Source organism: Sinomonas sp. (assembly GCF_051955515.1).
Taxonomy (GTDB): domain Bacteria; phylum Actinomycetota; class Actinomycetes; order Actinomycetales; family Micrococcaceae; genus Sinomonas.
This window is the reverse complement of sequence record NZ_JBQCGQ010000187.1, coordinates 1-22100: the sequence shown is the minus strand read 5'-3', so window position 1 is coordinate 22100 and position 22100 is coordinate 1. Positions and strand designations below refer to the sequence as shown.

The 22100-nt window shown below is 64.3% G+C and carries 21 protein-coding genes; 9 read left to right on the top strand and 12 right to left on the bottom strand.

Features of this window, described 5'->3' with window-relative positions:
- Positions 1-550: 550 nt before the first annotated feature.
- Positions 551-1318, top strand: coding sequence for a hypothetical protein (locus ACTHL9_RS10765; RefSeq protein ID WP_440518998.1), 768 nt, complete (start codon positions 551-553; stop codon positions 1316-1318).
- A gap of 55 nt (positions 1319-1373) precedes the next feature.
- Here the strand turns inward: ACTHL9_RS10765 and ACTHL9_RS10760 are convergent, their stop codons facing one another.
- From ACTHL9_RS10760 to ACTHL9_RS10720, 9 genes are all read right to left on the bottom strand, one after another.
- Complete coding sequence (locus ACTHL9_RS10760; RefSeq protein ID WP_440518997.1) at positions 1374-1535, bottom strand: hypothetical protein; 162 nt, start codon at positions 1533-1535, stop codon at positions 1374-1376.
- An 857-nt stretch (positions 1536-2392) separates the two neighbouring features.
- Entirely contained in the window at positions 2393-3172 is a 780-nt protein-coding gene (nagB, locus tag ACTHL9_RS10755; RefSeq protein WP_440518996.1) for a glucosamine-6-phosphate deaminase, read from the bottom strand.
- A 13-nt stretch (positions 3173-3185) separates the two neighbouring features.
- Positions 3186-4025, bottom strand: a complete 840-nt coding sequence (locus tag ACTHL9_RS10750) for a class II fructose-bisphosphate aldolase (RefSeq protein ID WP_440518995.1) — start codon at positions 4023-4025, stop codon at positions 3186-3188.
- On the bottom strand, positions 4022-4987 hold the full coding sequence (locus tag ACTHL9_RS10745; RefSeq protein WP_440518994.1) for a 1-phosphofructokinase family hexose kinase: 966 nt from the start codon (positions 4985-4987) through the stop codon (positions 4022-4024). Before ACTHL9_RS10745 ends, ACTHL9_RS10750 begins: the two co-directional genes overlap by 4 nt.
- Positions 4984-5928, bottom strand: coding sequence for an ROK family protein (locus ACTHL9_RS10740; RefSeq protein WP_440518993.1), 945 nt, complete (start codon positions 5926-5928; stop codon positions 4984-4986). The genes ACTHL9_RS10745 and ACTHL9_RS10740 overlap by 4 nt, the downstream gene beginning before the upstream one ends.
- A 2-nt stretch (positions 5929-5930) precedes the next feature.
- On the bottom strand, positions 5931-6848 hold the full coding sequence (locus ACTHL9_RS10735; RefSeq protein WP_440518992.1) for an SIS domain-containing protein: 918 nt from the start codon (positions 6846-6848) through the stop codon (positions 5931-5933).
- Between the two features lie 30 nt (positions 6849-6878).
- Entirely contained in the window at positions 6879-8780 is a 1902-nt protein-coding gene (locus tag ACTHL9_RS10730) for a DUF5107 domain-containing protein (protein WP_440518991.1), read from the bottom strand.
- Positions 8777-10006 carry an N-acetylglucosamine-6-phosphate deacetylase gene (gene nagA / locus ACTHL9_RS10725; protein WP_440518989.1) on the bottom strand — a complete coding sequence of 410 codons (1230 nt, stop codon included), beginning with the start codon at positions 10004-10006 and terminating at the stop codon, positions 8777-8779. The genes ACTHL9_RS10730 and nagA overlap by 4 nt, the downstream gene beginning before the upstream one ends.
- A gap of 20 nt (positions 10007-10026) precedes the next feature.
- A complete protein-coding gene (locus ACTHL9_RS10720) occupies positions 10027-11031 on the bottom strand; it encodes an N-acetylglucosamine kinase (protein WP_440519012.1) in 1005 nt (334 codons plus the stop codon).
- 102 nt (positions 11032-11133) lie between these two features.
- On the opposite strand from ACTHL9_RS10720, the gene ACTHL9_RS10715 reads away from it, so the two are divergent.
- The 5 genes from ACTHL9_RS10715 (at position 11134) to ACTHL9_RS10695 (ending at position 16262) form a co-directional block, all read left to right on the top strand.
- Positions 11134-12093 (top strand): MurR/RpiR family transcriptional regulator, encoded by a 960-nt coding sequence (locus ACTHL9_RS10715; RefSeq protein ID WP_440518987.1) that lies wholly within the window; start codon positions 11134-11136, stop codon positions 12091-12093.
- 19 nt (positions 12094-12112) lie between these two features.
- On the top strand, positions 12113-12886 hold the full coding sequence (locus ACTHL9_RS10710) for a sugar isomerase domain-containing protein (RefSeq protein ID WP_440518986.1): 774 nt from the start codon (positions 12113-12115) through the stop codon (positions 12884-12886).
- 72 nt (positions 12887-12958) lie between these two features.
- Positions 12959-14368, top strand: coding sequence for an N-acetylglucosamine/diacetylchitobiose ABC transporter substrate-binding protein (gene ngcE, locus ACTHL9_RS10705; protein ID WP_440518985.1), 1410 nt, complete (start codon positions 12959-12961; stop codon positions 14366-14368).
- Positions 14369-14436: 68 nt separating this feature from the next.
- Positions 14437-15360 carry a carbohydrate ABC transporter permease gene (locus tag ACTHL9_RS10700; protein ID WP_440518984.1) on the top strand — a complete coding sequence of 308 codons (924 nt, stop codon included), beginning with the start codon at positions 14437-14439 and terminating at the stop codon, positions 15358-15360.
- Positions 15357-16262, top strand: a complete 906-nt coding sequence (locus tag ACTHL9_RS10695; RefSeq protein WP_440518983.1) for a carbohydrate ABC transporter permease — start codon at positions 15357-15359, stop codon at positions 16260-16262. Before ACTHL9_RS10700 ends, ACTHL9_RS10695 begins: the two co-directional genes overlap by 4 nt.
- A gap of 243 nt (positions 16263-16505) precedes the next feature.
- Here ACTHL9_RS10695 and ACTHL9_RS10690 read toward each other — a convergent pair whose 3' ends face one another.
- The 3 genes from ACTHL9_RS10690 to ACTHL9_RS10680 form a co-directional block, all read right to left on the bottom strand.
- Positions 16506-16664, bottom strand: a complete 159-nt coding sequence (locus tag ACTHL9_RS10690) for a hypothetical protein (protein ID WP_440518982.1) — start codon at positions 16662-16664, stop codon at positions 16506-16508.
- A 237-nt stretch (positions 16665-16901) separates the two neighbouring features.
- Positions 16902-17213 carry a putative quinol monooxygenase gene (locus ACTHL9_RS10685; protein ID WP_440518981.1) on the bottom strand — a complete coding sequence of 104 codons (312 nt, stop codon included), beginning with the start codon at positions 17211-17213 and terminating at the stop codon, positions 16902-16904.
- Between the two features lie 32 nt (positions 17214-17245).
- The gene (locus tag ACTHL9_RS10680; RefSeq protein WP_440518980.1) at positions 17246-18283 is read right to left on the bottom strand and encodes a LacI family DNA-binding transcriptional regulator; all 1038 of its coding nucleotides are present in this window, start codon (positions 18281-18283) and stop codon (positions 17246-17248) included.
- Between the two features lie 131 nt (positions 18284-18414).
- On the opposite strand from ACTHL9_RS10680, the gene ACTHL9_RS10675 reads away from it, so the two are divergent.
- The 3 genes from ACTHL9_RS10675 to ACTHL9_RS10665 form a co-directional block, all read left to right on the top strand.
- Positions 18415-19758, top strand: coding sequence for an NAD(P)H-dependent oxidoreductase (locus ACTHL9_RS10675; protein ID WP_440518979.1), 1344 nt, complete (start codon positions 18415-18417; stop codon positions 19756-19758).
- Between the two features lie 59 nt (positions 19759-19817).
- Entirely contained in the window at positions 19818-20849 is a 1032-nt protein-coding gene (locus tag ACTHL9_RS10670) for a DctP family TRAP transporter solute-binding subunit (protein ID WP_440518978.1), read from the top strand.
- Positions 20850-20867: 18 nt separating this feature from the next.
- A partial coding sequence (locus ACTHL9_RS10665; RefSeq protein WP_440518977.1) for a TRAP transporter large permease subunit occupies positions 20868-22100 on the top strand: 1233 nt, incomplete at its 3' end.

Here is a 22100-nt window from a genome sequence, read left to right as displayed (position 1 = left end):
GCGGACGATACCGAGCAGGGGGAGCGATTCGCCGTCCTTGCGCACGACGGCCTGGTCGTAGTTCTCGTTCGGAGGAGTCCTCGACCGGGAGGCGGGGTGAGGTTGCTGCCCTCGGGCAGAGATCGAGCCGATAGATGGTCCCGGACGCGGTGAGCGAGGCGGTAGACGCCGAAGTCGGTGTCGGTGATGCCCCGGCATGGCCGCCTCCCAAGGTCCCGGCTCGAGCAGGAACGCCGCAGTCACACGATCAAGTCACTCGCAGTCAGCGATGAGCACCGCGCGCTTTTGGCCCCTATGGAGTTCAAGATCTATCCCAACGTGGCGACTACGTGTTCATGGGCGTCGACGCCAAGCGACCCTTTGGATCAAGCGGCACCCGCTCACTGGATCAGCGTCGACACCCTTCTCAATCCGCATGACGTCATCTGCTCAATACTTGCCTTTGACATGTCGAATTGGCACGATGCTCCTACCCGTACATGCGACCTGAAGTGTCTCCAAATGGAGCGCCATGATCGCTGACGGATCGGTTCATGGATAGGGGACAGAAATGACGGAGCTCAACGCCGAGCCGGCGAAAGACGCGGCCAAGGAAGAGGCGCAGCCGAGCGAGCCGGTTGTTGAGCAGCCGGAGGTCGTCGATCCAAAGTCTGGAGCCCAGCAGGAAGCTGTCCCGCCTCCCATGGCCCCTCATCCTCCAACCTCGGCAGTAAAGAAGGTCAGGACGCCGGGCAGGTTCAGCCGGATTCCGATGAGTGTGCGCGCCTCAGTCTTGGGCGCGCTCGTCGTTGGTGGCCTGATCGGCGCAGCGATCACGGCTGCCGTGCAGCCTGATCCCACGACGACGACACCGTACGTTGCGCTCAAGGGCGCGAACTCGAGCCAGAGTGCCGCCATCGCCTCGGATAGCGCGAGTATCAGCGCTCTTCAGTCGCAGAAGAGCGGCCTCCAGTCACAGGTGGATGCCGCCGCATCGCAGAGCGCCGCTGTTGCGGCTGCGCAAGCGTCGGTGCAGGCTCGGGAGTCAGCCGTGGCGCAGCGCGAGCAAGCCGTGCAGTCAGCCCAGGCGGTTATCGTCCAGAACCAGCTCACCGCGGGGGAGTACGTCGTCGGTAAGGACGCCAAGGCTGGCGTCTACCACACGGCCGGACCGGTCGGCAGCAACGGAGCTGGATGCTTCTATGAATGGCGAACGGGTACTGACGCCAACGCCTCGATCATCGACAACAACATCTCCCAGGGAGCCGCGACGGCGACGCTGACCGATGGACAGGTCTTCCGCACCGATGGCTGCCAGATCTGGCAGAAGGTCGGCTGAATCCGCCCAGTCGCTAGAAGCCTGCGGTCACTCGAGGCCGCGGGCTTTTGGCGTCTCAGAGTTTCGAGCTGCCCTTCCATTCCTCGGTCCCGACTCGCTTGATGCTCGAGGAGTGTGCCCAGCCGATGTGGTAGTTGCCCGACGAATCGAGCCACTCGACCGGGCCGCAGTGCTTCGTCCAGCCTTGGGCCTTGCCGTCGATCTCGCCGACCCGCACCTGCGCCTTGCCGTACTTCGGGAAGTCCTGAATGAATGCTCCAACTCAAACCGAAGCAAAGCTGAGGCCGCAGCTGCCGTCAATGGCGTGAAGATCGACACACTCGGCCTCCTCGGGACGGTGGGCACGGGCTAGACAGACCTCGGAGCGCACCTCCTGCTCTCGATCGCCTATCAGTTCCCGAAGACCTACTGTCCTGTCTTTCGTCAGAACATCAGTACCGCGATGAAGACCGTGATCCCGTCCTACCTCGAGACGGCAGACAACATGGGGCTAGTCCCGGGCGAGACTTCAGCTTTAACCAGTAGCTCCACACGATCACCTTCCTGCACAACAAATCCGTCGAGAGGTCGTTCTCGCTGAGTACCGGGAAGATTTCCCAGCCGAGCTGAGCAGCCAAGGCGCGGCATGCCTCCTCCTGGCGCTCGATGCCCAGACTGAGGCCGCGACGATCCCGCGATATGGCATTTGTCCGGGAAGCGCGTCGCCGTCGGGATCTTTTCAAGAGCGCCGATGTTGATGTAATCATCGTCTTCGATCAGGATCGGCATCCCGAATGGGGAATGCCCGGAGGGTCAGCCGCTGAGGCCCTTGATCACACGCGCCGCTATTGGGAATTACGACCGGAACTTTTGACCGAGCCGTACTCTTACTCGAAAGGTCACCGGATCGACGCCGGTCGGAGCCACATCATGAAGGACCCTCGCAACAGCGGGGGTTCTTCGTTTTCCCAGGTCAGTGGCAGTTTCTTCGCCTCACCCGGCTCCGTCCAGGGTGTCATCGAAGCAGTTATCCGCGCATCTTCCGGCATGCGTTGGCGTGAGGGCAGGAAGAAGCTCTATCTGCCGCCGTCGTGTCTAAAAGCTCTGCCAGGTCGGCTTTTTCTGGAGGGTGTACTGGTAGTACCCCCGATGCTCGAGGCGGGAGGCAGCGCCTTCGTCGACGAGGACGGTCGTGTGGGGGTGCAACTGGAGGGCCGAGGCTGGGCATCCGGCAGCGAGAGGGCCCTCGACGGCGGCCGCGATCGCTGGCGCTTTGGCCTCGCCGAGGCCAATCAGGAGAAGGTGGCGCGCTTCGCGGATCGTGGCCAATCCTTGCGTGAGCACGTGGTGCGGAACGTCCTCAGGACTCGGGAAGAAGCGGGCGTTGTCGCGCCGGGTCTGCTCCGTGAGGGTCTTGATGCGCGTGCGTGAGGCGAGTGAGGACATGGGTTCGTTGAAGCCGACGTGCCCGTCGGTACCGATGCCCAGGATCTGGACGTCGATGCCCCCGGCCGCCGAGATGGCAGCCTCGTAGCGCGCCGCCTCGGCCTCGGGCTCGGGTGCCTCGCCATCGAGGCTGTGGATCGCGCCATCGGGGAAGTCGACGCTGTCGGTGAACTCGCGTCGGATCACCGAGCGGTAGGACTCGGGGTGTTCCGCGGGGAGGCCCAGGTACTCGTCGAGGGTGAAGGCCTCAGCGTCGGCGAAGGAGAGGCCTTCGTCGCGGTGGCGGCGGATGAGCTCAGCGTAGGTCCCGAGCGGAGTCGAGCCGGTGGCGAGGCCGAGGACAGCATGGCCGTTCTCGAGGCTCGCCTGAATGATGTCCGCCGCCGTGCGGGCCACAGCATCCGGGTCGGGCAGGATCACGATCTCCACGTTCGCTCAGCTCCTAGTCCAATGAATTGAAAAGTGTCAGCAGTCGGCCAGTTTCGGGAATGAGGGCGTTTCGGGCAACGCCAACGTATTTCCGGGAATCGACCACCTTCGGATTCTCGTCCAGATATCCGCGGATTGCTCGCGTGAAGATACCGTTCAGGTGCGTCGATATGTTGATTTTCGTCATTCCGGCGCGGATTGCGCCAAGAATTTCATCGTCGGGCACGCCCGACGATCCGTGAAGGACGAGCGGAACCGCCAACGCCTCGTGCAGTTGGCGGATGAGCGCGAGGTCAAGGGTTGCGGTGCGGTCCGTCATGGCGTGGGAAGACCCGACGGCGACAGCCAAGGCATCCACGCCGGTTTCCTCCACGAAGCTGGTCGCCTCGCCCGGATCCGTCCGCACGCCCGGTGTGTGGGCTCCGTCCTTGCCGCCGACCTTGCCCAATTCGGCCTCGACATAGACTCCCCGGACATGCGCGTAGCGGGCAATCCGGGAGGTCACCGCCGTGTTCTCGGAATAGTCGAGGTGCGCGCCGTCGAACATCACAGACCCAAAGCCGAGGTCCACGGCCTGCCGGGCGAGTTCTTCATCTTTCGCATGATCGAGGTGCACGGCCACGGGAACTCGAGCCTTGCGCGCGACGGCCATGGTAGCGAGCGCAAGGGGCTCGAGCCCTCCGTGGTATTTCACGCAATTCTCCGAAATCTGCAGGACGACCGGCAGTCCCGCTCGTTCTGCGCCCGCTACGAGGGCCTCAGCCGTTTCGAGGTGGATCACGTTGAAGGCGCCCACCCCGATTCGCCTCTCGGCAGCGGCCTGCATCAGCTCACGGGTGGGGGTGAGAGTCATGCGAGGACCTCCTCTGTGACGATGAGCTGGCGTGCGAGCTGCTCGTAGTGTGGTGAGATCTCCCCGGCGACAGGCATGAGCACGGCCGCCGCGGACCACGACGAGGCGGCGCGGAGGATCGAGGTGAGGCTCGCTGATCCTGTTGCGAGATCGACGGCGGCCGCCGCCACCGCGGCATCTCCGGCTCCCGTGGGGTTTCCTCGGAGGGGAGCCGGGAGCCTCGCCTTCCAGAAGGTGGTCGGGAGGCCGGCGTCGAAGGCGAGCATGCCTTCGCCACCCTCACTCGTGAGGACCCGGCGAGCCCCGAGCCGGAGGAGTTCTCGCGAGGCCGCGGCCGGATCTGAAATCCCCGTGGCGTCCTGAAGCTCCTCCCGATTGGGCTTCAGCAGATCCGCGCCTGCTTTCGCCGCTTCGAGGAGCCCGGAGCCGGAGGTATCGATCACGGCGGGAATGCCCCGGGCGTGCGCCAGTTCGATCAGGGGGGCGTAGAACAGCGGCGGCGCTTCTCCGGGGAGGCTCCCCGAGACCACGAGTGCCCCCGCGCCGTCGTCCAGGCTTTTCTCCACTTCGCCGATGAGCGCGTCCCATTCAGGTCCGCTCAGGGGCGAACCGAATTCGTTGAAGATGCTCGTCTGGTCCGTCCGGGTATCCACGAGCGCGAACGTCCGCCGGGTTTCTACCGCCACTTCGAGCAGCCGGTGTGGCACCCCCGAAGCCTCCAAGTCGACCGTGAACTGGCGCCCGTTGGCGCCGCCGACGGGCGCGACGGCGAGCACTGTGTAGCCCTGCTGATGAGCAACGCGTGCCACATTGAGCCCTTTCCCCCCGGCCCGGCTCGTGGCCGTGGGGACGCGGTGGGTTTCGCCCCATCGGATGCCATCCACGTGAAGGGTGATGTCGAGAGCGGGATTCGGGGTCAGGGTCACGATTCCGCCGGTCCCTGCTTCGGAGCTGGTCCTCATGGCCGGGCGCCTTCCACCGATGGCGCCAGCTGCTGACGGGCCTTCAGGGCCGCCCCCAGTAGGCCCGCGTTTTCACCCATGACGGCGGGAACGAGGCGCGGGCGCCGGGGCAGGGCGAGCTGTCGATCGACCGCTACGTGAAGCGGGGCGAACAGGGCTTCGCCGGCTTGGGCCAGGCCGCCTCCGATGACCACTGTCTCAGTTCCGAGCATGCACACCGACTGGGCGATGCTGAATGCGAGGGCCTCGATGGCCTGATCCCACACGCGCTGCGCGTCCTTGTTGCCAGAGCGCGCGAGCTCTAGCACTTCGCGCGAACCCTGGACGGCCTGGCCCGAAGCCCTGCTGTATCGGGTGGCAATGGCTCCGGCGGAGCCGATGGATTCTAGGATGACGCTGCGAGTGGGATCGTCCGGGTCCGGCACCAGCGCGTGGCCGTACTCGCCCGCGTATCCTCCGCCGCTGATCCGCCTGCCGTCGCAGAACACCGCAGCAGCAATGCCTGTTCCGTTCACCATGACGATCGCATCCGTGCTCTCCCGCGCGGCCCCGTAGAGGAACTCGACCTCGCCTGCGGCGGCGACGTCATGGCCGAATGCCACTGGAACGTTGAGGAGGGATCGGGCTCGTTCCAAGAAAGGGAAGTCCCGCCAGCCGAGATTCGTGGAGTGAATTCCAATCCCGCGCTTCTCGTCCACCAGCCCGGGGACCACGAAGCCAATGGCACCGAAATCCAAGTTCTCGGTTCGATACGCCGCGACCAATGCGGCGATTGCCTCCAGAACGGCTTCGCCCGGATTGGCCTGCGTGCGGGGAGTGGGGCTCCTCTTGAGCCCCACGATGTCGTGGCCGGCAACGACGACGCCGGATTTGATGTCCGTTCCGCCAATGTCGAACGCGAGCACCGGGCCGGCGCTCGGGGTCACGGCTTGGTGACTCATCGTTAGGAATCCAGGATGACGGAACGGCTGAGGTTGCGAGGTTGGTCGGGGTCCAGCCCCCGGGCCCGTGCGCGCTCCAAGGCCACCTTCTGCGCGCGAACCAGTTCTGCCAAGGGATGGGTTGCGCGGTGGAGGTAGAGCGCGCCGGTTCGAGTGACCTCGGCCTCCAGCCCTTCGGGTTGTTCGCCGAACAGCCACGTGACCCGGTTCGGCCCGGCGATGGAGATGGGGCCGTGCCGGTACTCCATAGCGGGGTAGGACTCGGTCCAAGACTGGGAGGCTTCCCGCATTTTCAGCGCCGCCTCGTGGGCCAGGCCCACGGTCCAGCCTCGGCCGAGGAAAGTGAACTGTTCGGCGTCGATAAGGGCTTGCGGGACGTCGTCGTCAATCCCAGCCCCCGCATCCTCGAGGGCACGGCTGCCATCGAAACCGACGCCGGTGCCCAAGTAGACAAGCGCAGTCGTGGCGAACCGCGTCTGCACCACCGACTGCTCATCGGCGTAAGGGAGCTCCACGACGGCGTCGGCGAGCCCGGAGGCCGGGGAGGCTGTGTCCCCCACAACGACCGTGGTCCGCACCTTTCCTCGAAGTCGCTCGAGCACCTCGAGCACCTCTGTGGTGGTGCCGGATCGGGTAATGGCGACCACTGCGTCGTAGCTCCGGTCAACGAACCCTTCGGAGGCCGCGAAGGCGTCGGTGACACCCTTGCCCGCACTCTCTCGCAGCACGGCGTAGGACTGCGCCATGAACCACGAGGTCCCGCACCCGATCACGGCAATCCTCTTCCCCGGCGACGGCAACAGCTGCGCGGCTTCCTCCTCGGCCTGCCGGATGGCACGGCGCCAGACCTCTGGTTGAGAAGCCAGCTCGGCTTCCATGTGTTCTCCGAGCACGGGCTGGGAGTTCGTTGACTGGCTCATTCGACTTTGCTCCTTCTGAAAGATCTGGCGTCAGGTCATGCTGAACTGGTACTCAAGGGGCACTTCTTCGCCTGGGTGGAGCTGTTCCCAGAGTTCAGAGATGGCGTTCTCTCCCTCGCGGAGGTCCGCGACCTCCACTCCGGCCCTTAACAACTCTGCGGCTTCCTCGGTCTTTCCGGCACCTGCGAGCGCCGCCGCGTTGAGGAAGCGGATCCGGCCCTGACGCGCTCGTGGCGGAAGGGCCTCGCGCAGGAGGTCAAGCGCAGCGACGGGGCGCCGCTGGGCGAGGCACGCGGTGAGCGCTTCGATGAGGAGCGATTCGCTGCCGGGTTCGGAAGCGCAGGCCTTGGCGTACTCGTCCAGCGCCTCGTCGGCTCGGCCTTGGGCGAGGGCAACGAGCGCGAGCCCCCGATATGCCGCGGCATCGTTCCCCAGGGTGAGGACTTCACGGTAGAGGCGAGCGGCTACGTCGAGTTCGCCGCGCGAGTGTGCTTGGAACGCCCGGTGCAGCAGAGCAGGGGCAGAGCGTTTGCCCTGCTCGAGGAGTTCGCTCCAGTCTGCCCCTTTCACAAACGTTGCTGCTCCCTGGAATTCTTTGCCTTCCAGGAGCTCGAGCCACGGCTGCTGCTCATCGGAAACGGACTCCTTCACGAAAGGCGTTCCGGTCTCGTCAAACCAGGGAAGGTGGTGCACGCTCCGGCGGACGGACTCGAGCGCGCCCCATCCGCTTCCGCTGAGGACCGTGCGCTCTGGCGCTTGATCGGCCCAAGTGTGGGCAGCCCGTTGGGCGGCCTGCAGAGACTCGAGGCTCTGCAGTGCCTCGACCCGGCTTCGGCAATGCTCCACGGCAGTGGCCCAATCGGTGGAATGGGCGAGCTCGGGGTCTACCCGGGAGTTGCCATACGCTTCGACCCAGGTCCATTCCGCCCTCGGGGGCATGGCAAGGTGCTGGAACTGCGTCTCGGCCAAACCGGCTTGGATTTCGGCGTACCTCCGTCCGTCCGAGCTGAGCCATTCCTGCCATCGGCTCCCACCCAAACCTTGCCCCCACACGAAGAGCTTGCGTCCGCGCAGCTCCCGGGTGGAGAGCATTGCGAGCCCGTCGCCGTCCTCGTCTGATTCGAGGATCCACGGCCGCCGTTGCGGCGGGATGTCGAAGAAGAAATCGCGGGCGCGCTCGTTGTTCGTGGGCCATGTGCAGTCCACGCCGCCATCCTTGGTGGGGTCTACGCGGGTGATCCCGTCGGTGTAGTTGCTGGCGAAAGCCGTTTCGGCGGGGGCGACCACCCGCCCTTGCGCACTTTCGGGGACCGCGGCGTTCGTCCACCAGTACATGGGCACCTTGGCCTGGTTCGGGTTCCTCACCCGGATGGCCACATAGAGAACGGGGGAGGTCGGCGGCAGCCAGGCATCGATCTGGAAGACCACTTCCCGCAGGCGTTCGAATTCCCACATCCGGAGCACCTGCTGGCCCTCCGGGGTGGTGAGCATGCCCGTGTGCAGGGGGCTGCAGGTGGTGGGTGAGTGGCCACGCGTGCCGATGTTCCATTCGATACCGCCCGCGAACCACGCATTGCGGAGCGCGAGATTGGCGAACTGGATGCTCGAGGGGGTGTGCAGAAGATTCTTGCCGGCTTCCTTGTCGACCAGCTCCCACAGGCGCCCCCCGAGCCCGGGCAAGAAGACCGCGCGCAGCCGTTCGTTCTCGAGGACCACGGTGGTGAAGGCACGCTCCGAGACGGCGCGTTCGTAGCCGTCCTGCAGCTGGTAGGGGTAGAGGTTTGAGGGATATCCATAGCCGGAACCGTGGAGGATCTCCTCGGGAAGATCGTCACTGATCTTGTAGGGGGATTCCAAGGGGGCGCCGAGCATCGGGAGCGGATTGAGGGGGCCGAGGTCCGCGACTCTCAGGTTCGTTCTTTCGATCTTCATGCTGAGCTCGCTTTCGTCGCAGGCAAGGGCTCCAGCCAAGCTCCGCGCCGCATGGCTCGCCGGAGCTTGAAGTCGCGGTCGACGGCGATCAGGTCGGCCCGCATGCCGGGCCGCACGTCGCCGACGTCGTCCGATAGCCCGAGGACTCGGGCGGGGGTCGTGGTGGCAGCTCGCACGGCGTCACCCGGCGCCACCCCTGCCGCAATCGTTCGCCGCAGGACTTCCAGCAGGGTGGCGGTGCCACCCGCAATGGAGCCGGTCGACGCGAGCCGCGCGACTCCGTCAGTCACCTGGACCCTCGCGGGGCCAAGGGCGTAGGTGCCGTCCGGGAGCCCAGCGGCGGCCATGGAATCGGTGACCAGGGCGATATTGCGGGCCCCCACGAGGTCAAAGACAGCGGAGACCACGTACGGATCAAGGTGAGTGTTGTCGGCGACGAGTTCCAGAACTGTCTCGCCCACCTTCGCGGCCCGGAGACACGCAGGCACCGGTCCCGGGGAGCGGTGGTGCATGGGCGGCATCCCATTGAAGAGGTGGGTCACCGTCCCGGTTCCACCCGCATCCCCCTCGGTCAGCCGTTCATGGACATGTCGCAGGGAGGCCGCGGCGGTCTGAGCGTCCGCGTCGGTATGGCCGAGGGAGGGAAGGACGTTGCGCGAGATGAGGTAGTCCACGAGTTCTGGCGCGCCTGGCAGCTCCGGAGCGTAGGTCATGGTCCGGATGGTGCCCTGCCCGGCCGAAATGAGCTCGTCGGCGAAGCCGAGATCGGGTTGCCTGATCCATTGAGGGTCTTGAGCTCCGCAGCGCTTCGAGGACAGGAAGGGCCCTTCGAGGTGGATCCCCGCGATCAGTTCCTCGGCAGCGATGGAGGCGAAGGACACGACAGCGCGCAGAAGATGGTCCTTGGATGCGGTAACAAGGCTCGCCAGAAGCGTCGTTGTTCCGCTGCGATGAAGGGAATCGATGGCCTTGCGGTTCACCATCTCGTCGGCCGCGGGGAAGTCCGCGCCAAAGCCGCCGTGGCAGTGGAGATCGATGAGCCCGGGCAGTATCGCGTCACCTTCACTGAGCCGATGAACCTTCGCTGACCCGTGGTCGGAGTAGCCCTCTTCCGGTCCCGCATAAACGATCTGGCCAGCTTCAATGGCGACCAGGCCATCCTGAACATCCACGGTCCCGGTGAGAATGCGGCCCGTGATCACGGTGAGTGCTGGGGCGGAGTGCATACCTTCAGTCCTTTCCGCCATCAGGCAGGCGCCGCGGGCGTCTTGAGCTTCTCTTCGCGCGAACGCGCAACGGACTCGTGCAGGCGTTGGAACACGATGGCGTCGACCGGAATGCCCGCACGCCTCAGGCCGAGCACCGCGGCTCCGACGAGCCCATCGCTGACATGAATCACCTCGGCGTCGCGGAGCACCGCTCTGAGCGGCGCGCCAAGGAGAGGCTCCGCACCTAGCACGGCGGCCGCAACACTCCCCCCAATCACCACGGGCCCTTCGCTTTCTTCGCCCCTCACCGCTCCCAGCGTCTCCGCCATGGCCGAGGCCGCGCTCTCCACGATCCCCGCCGCGACCGAATCCCCCGCCTCGAACGCGAGCGGCGCGAACCGGGCAAGTTCGACCGGCTGCAGCCGGTAGAGCGCTTCGATCAGGTCGAGGAGCACCTGGGGTCGGCCGTGGATACGCTCCCCGGTGCGTTCCAGCTGCAGGGACTCCAACATCAAGGCCGTGAGCTTCGTATCCGGTCCGCGTCCGTCCAGCGAGGCGACCACCGCCCTGGCCACAGCGTGGCCAATCCAGTAGCCGGAGCCCGCATCCCCCAACAGCCAGCCTGCTCCGTCCGAGACGAGCTCGAGCCGGGAATCTGCAATTCGCGCGGCCACGCAGCCTGTGCCCGAGACAAGGACGCACCCTGACTGCTGGTCGGTGCCTGAGTGGAACATCGCCAGGAGGTCGCCCTCGATCTTCACCTCCCCCCGAAGGCCCAGCTCGGTTAGTCGCTCGGCGATTGCCCTGCGGGACATTGTCTGGCCTGCCCCCGCCATGGCTACGAGGGCCAAGGACAGTGTGACGGGCCGTGGAACGCGGGCGACGGCGGTCTCCGCGGCAGTGAAGACCGCCGACACCGCGCGGTCATAGCCCGCGGACTTGGGGTTGCCGCCGCCTGCGGTCCCATAGCCCAGGCATCGCCCAGAGGCATCGACGACGGCGGCACGCGTCGAGGTGCCACCTGCATCGACCGCGAGGATCATCTGCACGCCATCACTCCCAACCCCGATTGTGACTTGACACACACATTAGGCGGTGAGAATACTTTTTGTAAAACCTCTCCGGAGATGAAAAGGATTACCACCGTGACGCCGTCGTCCGCATCGCAACCCTCCTCGGGCAGGGCCACCGGCGTCATCAACCGGCTCCGGACCCGCCTGCCGGAGATGTCCGGGGCGATGGCAAAGATCGCAGAGTTCCTCCTCGAGGACCCCCACGCGCCCTTGGAAGCTTCGATCGGCGAGTTGGCCGGGAAAACCGGGACGTCGCCGGCCTCCATTACGCGGTTCTGCCGCCTGATGGGCTTCCAGGGCTACGCGCCGTTCCGCGTCAGCATTGCCACCGAACTCGGCAGGACTTCCGCTCAGGAATCCTGGACGACCGACATCGGCCGGGCGTTCGGCCCGCATGATTCACCCGCCGAGGTGCTCAGCACGCTCATGAACGCTCACACCCGCTCGCTCCAAGAAACCGCGTCAATCATTGACCTTGTCCTCTTGAAGGACATCGCCCGGAGCATTGCGACCAGCACCCACGTGGACATCTACGGTGTCGGCGGAAGTGCCATGCTCGCCGAGGAAATGCAGGCCCGGCTCTACCGGATCGGCGTCAATAGCCATCATTGGTCTGAAGTCCATGTTGGATTGACCAGTGCAGCTATTCAGGATGAGGGCTGCGTTGCCATCGGGATATCGAATACCGGGCGAACCGAAGAAACCATCCAGATGCTCCGGCAGGCGCGCCTGTCTGGGGCCCTCACCGTCGCTTTGAGCAATAACCCTGCGTCCCCGCTGGCCGAGGCAGCGGACCTCCAAATCATCACCTCCGTCCATGAACAGTTCCTGCAGCCGGACGATCTCTCCGCCAAGCACGCCCAGTTGCTGGTCCTTGACCTGCTCTACTTGCTCGTTGCCCAGCACAATTTCGAGCGGACCACGACGAATCTCGCCGCGTCCGCCCAAGCGGTATCCACGCACCGCAGGCCGCATCGGTCTGCGTCACGTCTGCGGGGGCCCTTGATGGCCGAACCGCCACTCCGAAGCTAATCCGACCTCAGGAGCTGCAATGTCCAATTCCGTCTCCACCTCTGAGCTCGTGCACACCTATGCCCAAGAAATCAACCGACGGATCCAGGAACTGTCAGAGGAGGCAGCGTCAGGGAGCCTCGACGATGCCGTAGAGATTCTCAAGACCGCGCTCGACCGGGGCGGCGTGATTCAGGCGTTCGGCACTGGTCATTCCGAAGCGTTCGCCATGGAACTCGCGGGCCGTGCAGGCGGGCTCATCCCCACCAACAGAATCGCGCTGCGTGACATCGTGCTGCGGGGGAGCCGCAGTGTGGACGCCCTCGGCGGTTCCTCGCTTGAGCGCGATCCGTCAGTCGTTAATGAGCTTTTCGCCCTGTCCCCCATAGGGCCAGAGGACGTCTTCGTCATCGCTTCCAACTCCGGCGTCAATGGTTCTATAGTCGGACTTGCCCTCTTGGCCAAAGAAAAAGGCCATCGGGTGATTGCGGTGACCAGTATGGAGCACACTCAACGGGTTGAGCCGAAGCATCCCAGTGGAAAACGCCTGTGCGATGTGGCCGACGTCGTCGTCGATAACAAGGCCCCTTTTGGGGACGCCGTCCTTGAACTCTCCGACGGCGTCAAGATTGGGGCAGTGTCTTCCATAACCGCCGCCTTCATTGCCCAGCTTCTCACCGCGGGAACCGCTCAGCGGATAGCAGCTGAAGGCAAAACTCCCCCCGTTTACATCTCGGCGAACATTCCGGGCGGTGACGACCATAACCGCGCGCTGGAGAACATCTACAAGGACAGGATCAGGCGCGACGCCTGAGCATCGGCCCAAAATCTCAAGAACCCTCCCTACGCCGAAGTGCGGAAACCGGTGACAACGAAAGGAAGAACAATGAATCTTCAGCACAAGCCCATCGAACGGCGCCGCTTCCTCACCGGTGTCCTCTCGGCCGCTGTCCTCGCCCCGCTCGGAGGCTCCCTGGCCTCCTGCGCCGCGGGCGGCGGCGGTACGTCGAGCGGGCCGACCGGCGCCGTTTCGGACACGAATCCCTTCGGGATGGCTGACAATTCCACCATCGACGCAGTGATCTTCAAGGGCGGGTACGGCATCGATTACGCAAATTACGCAGGAAATCTGCTGCAGAAGAACCATTCTGGCACTACGGCCAAGATCTCGGCCTCCACGAACATCGCCCAGGAACTGCAGCCACGCTTTGTCGGTGGCAATCCGCCGGATCTCATCGACGACTCAGGCGCGAACCTCATCGGCATCAACACGATCCTTTCCCAGCTCGAGGACCTCAACTCGGTCATCAACGCCAAGAACCTCGAGGGCACGGTCATCAAGGACACGCTTTACCCGGGCGTCCTCGCGCCTGGCACCTTCGGCGACAAACTGGCGGCGATCAATTACGTCCTGACCGTCTTTGCGCTGTGGTATTCGGCTTCCCTGTTCGACCAGAATGGCTGGACCGTCCCCAAGACGTGGGATGAGATGCTCGCCCTCGGTGAGAAGGCGAAGGCGCAGGGCAAATACCTTTTCGTCTGGGGCAAGGAAGCGGCGACCTATTACCTCGAGCTCGCTATCGCATCCGCGATCAAGGAAGGTGGCGATGAGGTCCGTCTCGCGCTGGACAACTTGCAGCCGAACTGCTGGTCCCACCCGGCCGTGCAGAGCGTTCTGACCGCCCTGGAGAAGATCATCAAGGCTGGTTACGTCAAGCCGGGCGGCTCCGGCACCCAATTCACGGCAGCTCAGGCGCAGTGGATCCATGATGAGGCCGCCATTCTCTACCCCTCTGGCTCGTGGATCGAAAACGAGATGAAAGCCCAGACTGCCCCCGGGTTCAAACTGACCGGCGCGCCCGCCCCTACGGTGACCACGAACTCGAAACTCCCCTATGAGGCGCTGCACAGCGCGGCGGCCGAGGCCTACATCGTCCCCTCTCAGGGGAAGAACGTGCCCGGCGGCAAGGAACTGCTCCGGACTATGCTCTCCAAGGACGCGGCAACGAATTTCGCGAAGACCGAGCTTGCCTCGACGATCGTCAAGGGTACGGTCCCCGCGGACGGCTTCGGTTCCACCGCCCTCGTGTCCCAGACCAAGATGCTCGATGCCGCCAAAGACAAGGTCTTCACTTGGGGATTCGTCGACGTCTACGGGATGAACAAAGACCTGCTCGTCGTCTGGAACTCCTTCCTCGACGGCACCTCCGATGTCCCCACCGTGACTGCGAACATGCAGAAAATCACGGACAAGGTTCGCAATGACCCCTCAATCACAAAGGTCCAAGTGAAATGAGTCTGCTGGGAACGGGCGTCCCGCCCGCGGGTAAGACAGCCACAAGTGCGCCGCGCCGTCGGTCGAGGATGACTTTTGACAAGGTCAGCTTCCTTGTGGTTTTCCTCGGGGTGCCGCTCATAGTCTATCTGGTCTTCGTAGTCTCTCCCTTCGTGCAAGCCTTCTACTACTCCATGACCGACTGGTCCGGATTCACGAAATCAATGAATTTCACAGGGCTTTCCAACTATGGAAAACTCTTCTCGGATGACATCTTCATGAAATCCATGGGGAACAGCATCCTCCTCGGTCTCATACTGCCAGCCGTGACAATTGTGCTCAGCCTCATTCTGGCAACCCTCGTCACGGTCGGGGGAAGCAGCCGTGGTCAGATCAAGGGCCTGCGATACTCGAGCTTCTATCGGGTCGTGTCCTTCTTTCCGTACGTGATTCCCGCTATTATCATCGGCATCATGTGGGGGCAGATCTACGATCCGAACAACGGCATGCTCAACGGCGTCCTCACGGCCTTGGGACTCAAGCAGTTCAAGTCCTTCCCCTGGCTGGGCAACGAGAGCACGGCTATGCCAGTCTCGATGTTTGTTATCATCTGGGGATTCGTCGGGTTCTACATGGTGCTCTTCATCGCCGCAATCAAGGGAATTCCTGCCGAACTCTATGAAGCTGCGCGAATCGACGGCGCTGGCAGGTTCCGGACTGCTATCAGCATTACCATTCCCCTCATCCGGGACAACATCCAGACCGCCTACATCTACATGGGCATTCTCGCGCTGGACGCTTTCGTCTATATGACCGCTCTGAATCCCGGCGGCGGCCCCAACAACTCCACGCTCGTCATGTCGCAGCAATTGTTCTCCACGGCGTTCAATAAAGGCCAATTCGGGCTCGCCTGTGCCATGGGAGTTGTCCTGGCGGTGATTACGTTGCTGTTCGCCGCACTTGTCTTCATCGTCAACAGGCTCACGGGCGGAAGCAAGGACGCTCAATCATGATGTCAACGAGAACCACCGGCCGAGCTTCCGCCACGCGGGAAAATGCCGTCGCCGAACGCTCGCCCGAGTCCACAACGAGTGACAAGGCGGTGGGCATCGTCTCCCATACGATGCTCACCGTCTGGTCCCTGATCGTCATCCTGCCCCTCCTGTGGACGATCATGACGTCGTTCAAGACGACAACTGAAATCTTCGCATCGCCTTTCGCCCCGCCGAAGAACTGGAATTTCGACAACTACCTAAAAGCCTGGAACACAGCCGGCATCGGAAGCTACTTCCTCAACTCGGTGCTGGTCGTCGGTTTCGCCCTGGTCATCGTCATGCTGCTCGGCGCAATGTGTGCGTACGTTCTGGCCCGCTTTGCCTTCCCCGGCGGCAGGGCCGTCTACTACCTCATGCTGGCCGGGCTGACGTTTCCGATCTTCTTGGCGATCGTGCCCCTCTTCTTCATCTTGAAGAACATCGGGCTGCTCGACACCCTGCCCGGACTGGTCATCACCTACGTGGCATTTGCCCTGCCCTTCACCGTTTTCTTCCTCTTCTCGTTCTTCAAGGCCTTGCCGAACGAGATCTCGGAAGCTGCGGCGCTTGACGGAGCCGGTGAATGGCGCACCTTCTTCCAAGTGATGCTGCCCATGGCCAAGCCGGGACTGACGTCTGTACTGATCTTCAATTTCCTTGGTCTCTGGAACCAATTCCTCATCCCCGTAGCGCTGAACACCAATCCGAAGAATTATGTGCTGTCCCAAGGATTGGCAGCGTTCGCTTCCCAGGCTGGGTATGCGGTCGACTTCGGCGAACTGTTCGCCGCCGTCGTCATCACGGTGGTGCCAGTGCTGATTGTCTACATCATCTTCCAGCGACAACTCCAAGGTTCCGTTTCGCAAGGTACCTCGAAGTAACTCGGATGATCTCGACGAACGCGCCACATGCCAATGCCAGTGGTTCAAGCCTGTGGCCGCGGGTTGCTGCTGAGGAGTCATCTGCTCCTGGTGGTAAGAGTCATCAGTGTGCTCAGCGGGGTGATGCCGAGACGGACTCCTAGGTCTGTGTGCGGTCGGCTCCTCCCTGGAACGCGGGGATGACGTGCTTGATGAAGAGCTCCAGCGTCGCTCGTTTGGCCTCGTGACTCATGCTGTTGTCGATCAGAAGCCGTACTCGTCGACGCCAAGCGCGTACTCCCGCAGGCGTGCGATGACTTCGTCGGGGGTTCCGAACATCGCAGTCTTGTACAGGGACTCGGGCTCGAATTCCGGGCGCCCCTCGAACTTCGATTCGGGCACGAGCTGAAACAGCGAGTCCACGAGGCGTGCCTTGCCAGGGCCTGATCCGTTCTGCGGTAACACTCGACGGCGGCGAGCGGCTTCCCGCGGACCTCTCGTGATCGTCGGCGGCGGCCTAGCTTCCAGCACCTGCCGTACTACCTGCCCGGTGTCTACGCGGTCCGCGACATCGCCTCGCCGCGGAACTCCTACTTCCTCGGCGGCGAGCGGTTTCGTATCGAGTCCGTGCGGAACGTGACAGAGCGTGCACGGTTCGCTTCAGAGGAGTCCTTGACGGTTGGTGCCCGCGGGGATTGCCTCCATCTTCGTCACGACGGTGGGGGAGGCGAGGAACGGGGCGACGGCCGCGTCGAGGGCCTCGACTGCTGGTCCCTGGGCGTGCGCCTCGAGGAGGTCGGCTGTGGTCCACTTCTCGACCATGGTGATGGTGCCGTCGGCTGCGTCGTGGATGGCGTAGAGCAGGCAGCCATCTTCCTCGTGGACTGCCGGGATCGCTGAGCGGAGGGCTTCGCTGAGCTGCTGCTTCTTTCCCTCGACGGGTCGGAAGACGGCGGTGACGACGACGGGCATGGTGCTCCTTGGAGGTTGTGGCGGCAGGTGGGTCAGGGTGCGGGGGTCCGCTGGGCGGCGGGGGAGCTGCTGGAGCGCCGGACGAACTCGGCGTCGACTTCGATTCTGCGCCGCTGTTCTGGCAGGAGGCCTTTGGCGCGGCCGACGGCGAGCTCGACCGAATGGAGGGCGAGCATGTCAATTGGCTGGCGGATCACCGTCAGCGGCGGCGAGACGAGCTCCGTCCAGGGGTTGTCATCGAAGACGACGAGGCTGAGGTCTTCGGGCACACGGATCTCGGCCTGCTTGATCCTCCGGAGCGCGGAGCGAACCTGGGCGGTGTTCCCGACGATGATCGCCGTGGGCGGTTCTGGCTCGCTCAGCAGCACGCCGACGGCGTCGCCCCCCGCGTCGCCGCGGAAGGGGATGTGGTGGATCAGCTCGTCATCGACGCTGAGCCCGGCTGCGTCCATGGCTCGGCGGAACCCCGCTACGCGGTCGCGCCCGGTCGAGGTCGTTGCCGGGCCGGAGATGAAGCCGATGCGGGTGTGTCCGAGCCCGATCAGGTGGTTCGCGGCCGTCTCGGCCGAGCTGTCGTTGCGGATCGTGACCACGTCGATCCCGTCAAGTTCGTCAATTTCACGGTCCACGAAGACGACGTTGATCCCGAGGTCGATGAGGCGGTTCCACTTGTCGAGGTTGTCCCCGGCGGGGGTGGCGATGACGGAGGCGACGGATCGCTCGATGAGCGTATCGATCGACTCGGCTTCGAGGTGCTGATCCTCTTGGGTGGTGAGCAGGACGACGTGCACCCCCCGCGCCCGCGCCTCCCACACCACGCGGTCTGCGAGGCGGGCAAAGAATGGGTTGGCGAGATCGGCCAGGAGGAGGCCGATCGTGGACTTGGTGCGTTGCTGCAGCTCGCGGGCGGCTGCGCGAGGGTGGTAGGCAAGCCGCTCGATCACCTCTACGACCTTCGCCCGCGTGTCCGGCGCGACAGGGCCTGTTCCGTCGTTCAGAACCCTTGAGACAACGGCGACCGAGACGCCCGCTTCGCGAGCGACATCGCGGATCGTGGCTGGCTTCTTCACCGGCTCCTCCTTGCTTGTGATGGAAAGACTACGACGTTCTGGAACGGTGATTGACGCCACCATCCTTCCGCTGGTACAAAAGTGTAAACGTTACCACTCGCCCGGCAAAGTGCCCCAACAGGAAGAACGCCGTGAACCTTCATTCCCTCCTCGAGCAGCGCGAAGCTGCTGGTCGCCCCATCCGCATCGGCCTGATTGGGGCCGGCCGCTTCGGGACCATGTACCTCTCACAGGCACGGAACATCCCCGGCGTTCACGTTGTCGCTATCGCGGACATCAACACCAAACGTGCCCAAGGCGCCCTCGAGCTCGTCGGGTGGCCCGCGGAGGCCGTCGCGCCGACGATGGAGGACGCGCTGGCCCGCCGGGCGACCGCCGTCGTGTCGGATGCGTCCGCACTCTTCGAGGCCGAGATCGACGTGATCGTTGAGGCCACCGGCAACCCCATCGTCGGCATAAACCACGCTCTGAAGGCCATCGCCTCCGGCAAGCACATCATCATGGTCACTGTGGAGGCCGACGCGCTCGCGGGCCCTGCCTTGGCACGGCGGGCCGAGGAAGCCGGGGTCGTGTACTCCATGGCGTACGGAGATCAGCCGGCCCTGATCATGGAGCTCGTCGATTGGGCCCGTACTTCCGGGTTCGAGGTGGTCTGCGCAGGAAAGGGCGCGAAGTACCTCCCTCATTACCATGAGATGAACCCGGACAACGTGTGGGACAACTGGGAGTTCTCCAAGGAGCTGACCGACTCCGGCCAGCTCAACCCGTACATGCACACCTCGTTCCGCGACGGGACGAAGGCCGCGATCGAGATGGCGGCCGTCGCCAACGCCGCCGGGCTGGTCCCCTCCGACGGCGGCCTCACGTTCACCCCGGGAAATGTGGAGGAGATCGCGACCATCTGCCGTCCCTCGGAGGTCGGCGGAGTGCTCGCCCGCGAAGGTTCGGTCGACGTGATGTCCAGCGTCACCCGCGAAGGGGAGTGGATCCCGTTCAACACTCAGGAGGGTGTCTTCGTGGTGGTCAAGGCCACGAACAAGTACGTCTCCGGGTGTTTCACCGAATACCCCTGGCACCCCGACCCCACCGGCCAGTACGCCGCGCTCTACCGCCCATATCACTACGTCGGCCTCGAGCTGAACATGACAGTCGCCAACGCGGTCCTGCGCGGGATCCCCACCGGCTCGCCGAAGGGCTTCTACGGAGACGTCGTTGCCACCGCCAAGAAAGACCTGGCCGTCGGCGAGTTCCTCGACGGGGAGGGAGGCTACACGGTCTGGGGCAAGCTCGTCTCGGCCGAGACCTCGGTCCGCGAAGGCCTCCTGCCTGTCGCGCTCGCCCACCACGTCGAGCTCAGGAACAGCGTCCCGAAGGGCGCCAGCGTGAAGTGGGACGACATCGTCATCGACGAGTCCCTGGCCCAGGCGCTCGAGCTCCGCCGCGAGACTGAGTCCCTCATCCGGGTCACCGTCTGACCCCCAAGCACAGCCTTTTCAAAGATGCATCCCTTTTCAATGACGAAAGGAAAGACCCCATGACGAGACGAGTTGGCTGGCTTGCCGCCCTCGCCGCTGCCTCCGTTGCCACCCTTGCCCTCAGCGGCTGCTCCGGGGGAGCCTCAGCCGCCGGTGCCAGCAGCGTCGAAGTGAAGCTGTCCATCCCGGACCCGATCGGGTCGTCCGTGGGCAGCGCCGCGCAGCACTTCGCCGACGCCGTGAAGAGCAAGTCCAACGGAGCGGTCAAGATCACCGTCATCCCCAACGGAACCAGCTTCGGCGGCGACCAGAACGCCGCCGTGACCCGGGTGCAAAGCGGCTCGCTGGACGCAGTGATCCTCTCCACGTCCGTCTACGCGGCCACAGACAAGAAAATGAACGCGGTGAGCCTGCCGTACCTCTTCTCCTCCATGGACCAGGAAGTGAAGTACCTGAACGGCGCCCCGGGCAAAGAGCTCCTCTCGGATCTGGCACAGAACGGCACCAAGGGTCTCGCCATGCTCTCCCGGACCCCGCGCGAGGTCACGAACTCGGTCCGGCCCATCCAGACCCCGGACGACTTGAAGGGATTGAAGATCCGTGTTCCCGGAAATCCTCTGTGGACCAAGTTCTTCAGCGCCGTGGGTGCCAGCCCGACGCCGATGGCCTTCTCCGAGGTCTACACCGGCCTGCAGACGGGTGCGATCAACGGCCAGGAGAACCCGGTCGAGGTCCCGGCCGCCAACAAGTTCTCAGAGGTGCAGAAATACCTCTCCATGACGAATCACATGACCGACGCGTTCGTGCTCGCTCTCAGCGACAAGAAGTGGAACAGCCTGGACTCCAAGGCTCAGCAGGCGCTCCAGAGCGCAGCCGACGACACCGCAGCCTTCAAGACGACGCACGACTCCGATCTGGCGGACCAGCAGGTCAAGCAGCTTCAGTCCCAGGGTATGAAGGTCAACGACGTCAGCCCCGACGGCCTGGCGGCGTTCAAGAAGGTCGCCCGTTCCCTGTATCCGGACTTCGCCGACGTGGTCGGAGGCGCGGACTTCCTGAAGAAGACCGTCGACTTCGTCGACGGTCAGTGACAGCCGACCCTCATGGACATGCAGATGAGCACAGTGGTCGACGAGAGCACCGGCGTCGTGAGGGCGCAGGAGAATGGGGAGCTCGGCGCCGAGGCCGCCTGGAGCGGGGCGAGGTGGCTCGACCGCACTCTCGAGGGAGTGGTCGGCGGCGCGATCGCCGTAGAGTTCTTCGTGGTCCTGTTCAACGTCCTGATCCGGCTCGTGACAGGGAACTCGGTCACCTGGACGCAGGAAGTCTCCGAACTGGCGCTGTATACAGCAGCGTTCATGGGAGGAGCGATCGCCTACGCCCGCGGCGCGCACATGTCGATCCAGATCCTCTCGGATCGGCTCCCCGCCTCGTGGCGCCCTTACCAGCGCGCGTTCGTCGACTGGACCGTCTTCGGCATCGCCCTCGGGATGCTCGCGCTGTTCGTGCCGGTGCTCGTCCAGCGATCCCATGAATCGACGCCGATCCTGAACCTCCCCGCGTCGTATCTGGCGCTGCCCTTCGCCCTCGGCCTCGCCATGACAGCGTGGTTCGCGCTGGCTAGGCTGCTGCGCCAGCCCCGACGCGCTGTGGCGGTCTGCCTCGCCGTCGCAGCGGTCCTCGCCGCGGGCCTGTTCGCACTGCAGAACGTCACCCTGGCGATGAGTTCCGATGCACTCCTGATCGCCGTGCTGGCGTTCCTCTTCGTGGTGCTCTTCCTCGGCGTCCCAGTTGCCTTCGTCCTGATGCTCGGGTCAGGGGTCTACATCCTCTGGGGAGGCCTCTCCGACCTCTCGGCAGTTCCCGTCGGGATGCAGTCGGGGGCCAATTCCTTCCTCCTGCTGGCCATCCCGTTCTTCATCCTGGTCGGGGCCCTCATGGGCCGTGCCGGCCTCACCGCCCCCCTGGCGAAGCTGGTCGACGTGGTGCTCGGCCGCATCAGAGGCGGGGCCCTGATGGCCGTCGTCGTCACCATGTACGTCTTCTCGGGCATCTCCGGCTCCAAGGTGGCCGACGTCGCCGCGGTCGGCACGACCATGCGGGACATGCTGGAGGAGCGCAAGGTGAGCCGCGGTGAGGTCGTGGCGGTGCTCTCTGCATCCGCGATCATGGGCGAGACGGTTCCACCGAGCATCGTCCTGCTCATCCTCGGATCCATCACTTCCCTCTCGACCACGACGCTGTTCATGGCCGGGCTGGTCCCGGCGGCCGTGCTCGGGGCATGCGTGATGATCCTGGTCTTCTTCCGCTCCCGCGGAACGGCACGTGCAGCCCGCACCTCG

Excerpts from the sequence above, each read along its gene's own strand:
- ACTHL9_RS10670 (WP_440518978.1), top strand. The coding sequence starts at position 19,818 with ATGACGAGACGAGTTGGCTGGCTTGCCGCCCTCGCCGCTGCCTCCGTT.
- ACTHL9_RS10720 (WP_440519012.1), bottom strand. The coding sequence starts at position 11,031 with ATGATCCTCGCGGTCGATGCAGGTGGCACCTCGACGCGTGCCGCCGTC.
- ACTHL9_RS10735 (WP_440518992.1), bottom strand. The coding sequence starts at position 6,848 with ATGAGCCAGTCAACGAACTCCCAGCCCGTGCTCGGAGAACACATGGAA.
- ACTHL9_RS10685 (WP_440518981.1), bottom strand. The coding sequence starts at position 17,213 with ATGCCCGTCGTCGTCACCGCCGTCTTCCGACCCGTCGAGGGAAAGAAG.
- ACTHL9_RS10750 (WP_440518995.1), bottom strand. The coding sequence starts at position 4,025 with ATGACTCTCACCCCCACCCGTGAGCTGATGCAGGCCGCTGCCGAGAGG.
- ACTHL9_RS10745 (WP_440518994.1), bottom strand. The coding sequence starts at position 4,987 with ATGAGGACCAGCTCCGAAGCAGGGACCGGCGGAATCGTGACCCTGACC.
- ACTHL9_RS10740 (WP_440518993.1), bottom strand. The coding sequence starts at position 5,928 with ATGAGTCACCAAGCCGTGACCCCGAGCGCCGGCCCGGTGCTCGCGTTC.
- ngcE (WP_440518985.1), top strand. The coding sequence starts at position 12,959 with ATGAATCTTCAGCACAAGCCCATCGAACGGCGCCGCTTCCTCACCGGT.
- ACTHL9_RS10730 (WP_440518991.1), bottom strand. The coding sequence starts at position 8,780 with ATGAAGATCGAAAGAACGAACCTGAGAGTCGCGGACCTCGGCCCCCTC.
- nagA (WP_440518989.1), bottom strand. The coding sequence starts at position 10,006 with ATGCACTCCGCCCCAGCACTCACCGTGATCACGGGCCGCATTCTCACC.
- ACTHL9_RS10695 (WP_440518983.1), top strand. The coding sequence starts at position 15,357 with ATGATGTCAACGAGAACCACCGGCCGAGCTTCCGCCACGCGGGAAAAT.
- ACTHL9_RS10700 (WP_440518984.1), top strand. The coding sequence starts at position 14,437 with ATGACTTTTGACAAGGTCAGCTTCCTTGTGGTTTTCCTCGGGGTGCCG.
- ACTHL9_RS10710 (WP_440518986.1), top strand. The coding sequence starts at position 12,113 with ATGTCCAATTCCGTCTCCACCTCTGAGCTCGTGCACACCTATGCCCAA.
- ACTHL9_RS10765 (WP_440518998.1), top strand. The coding sequence starts at position 551 with ATGACGGAGCTCAACGCCGAGCCGGCGAAAGACGCGGCCAAGGAAGAG.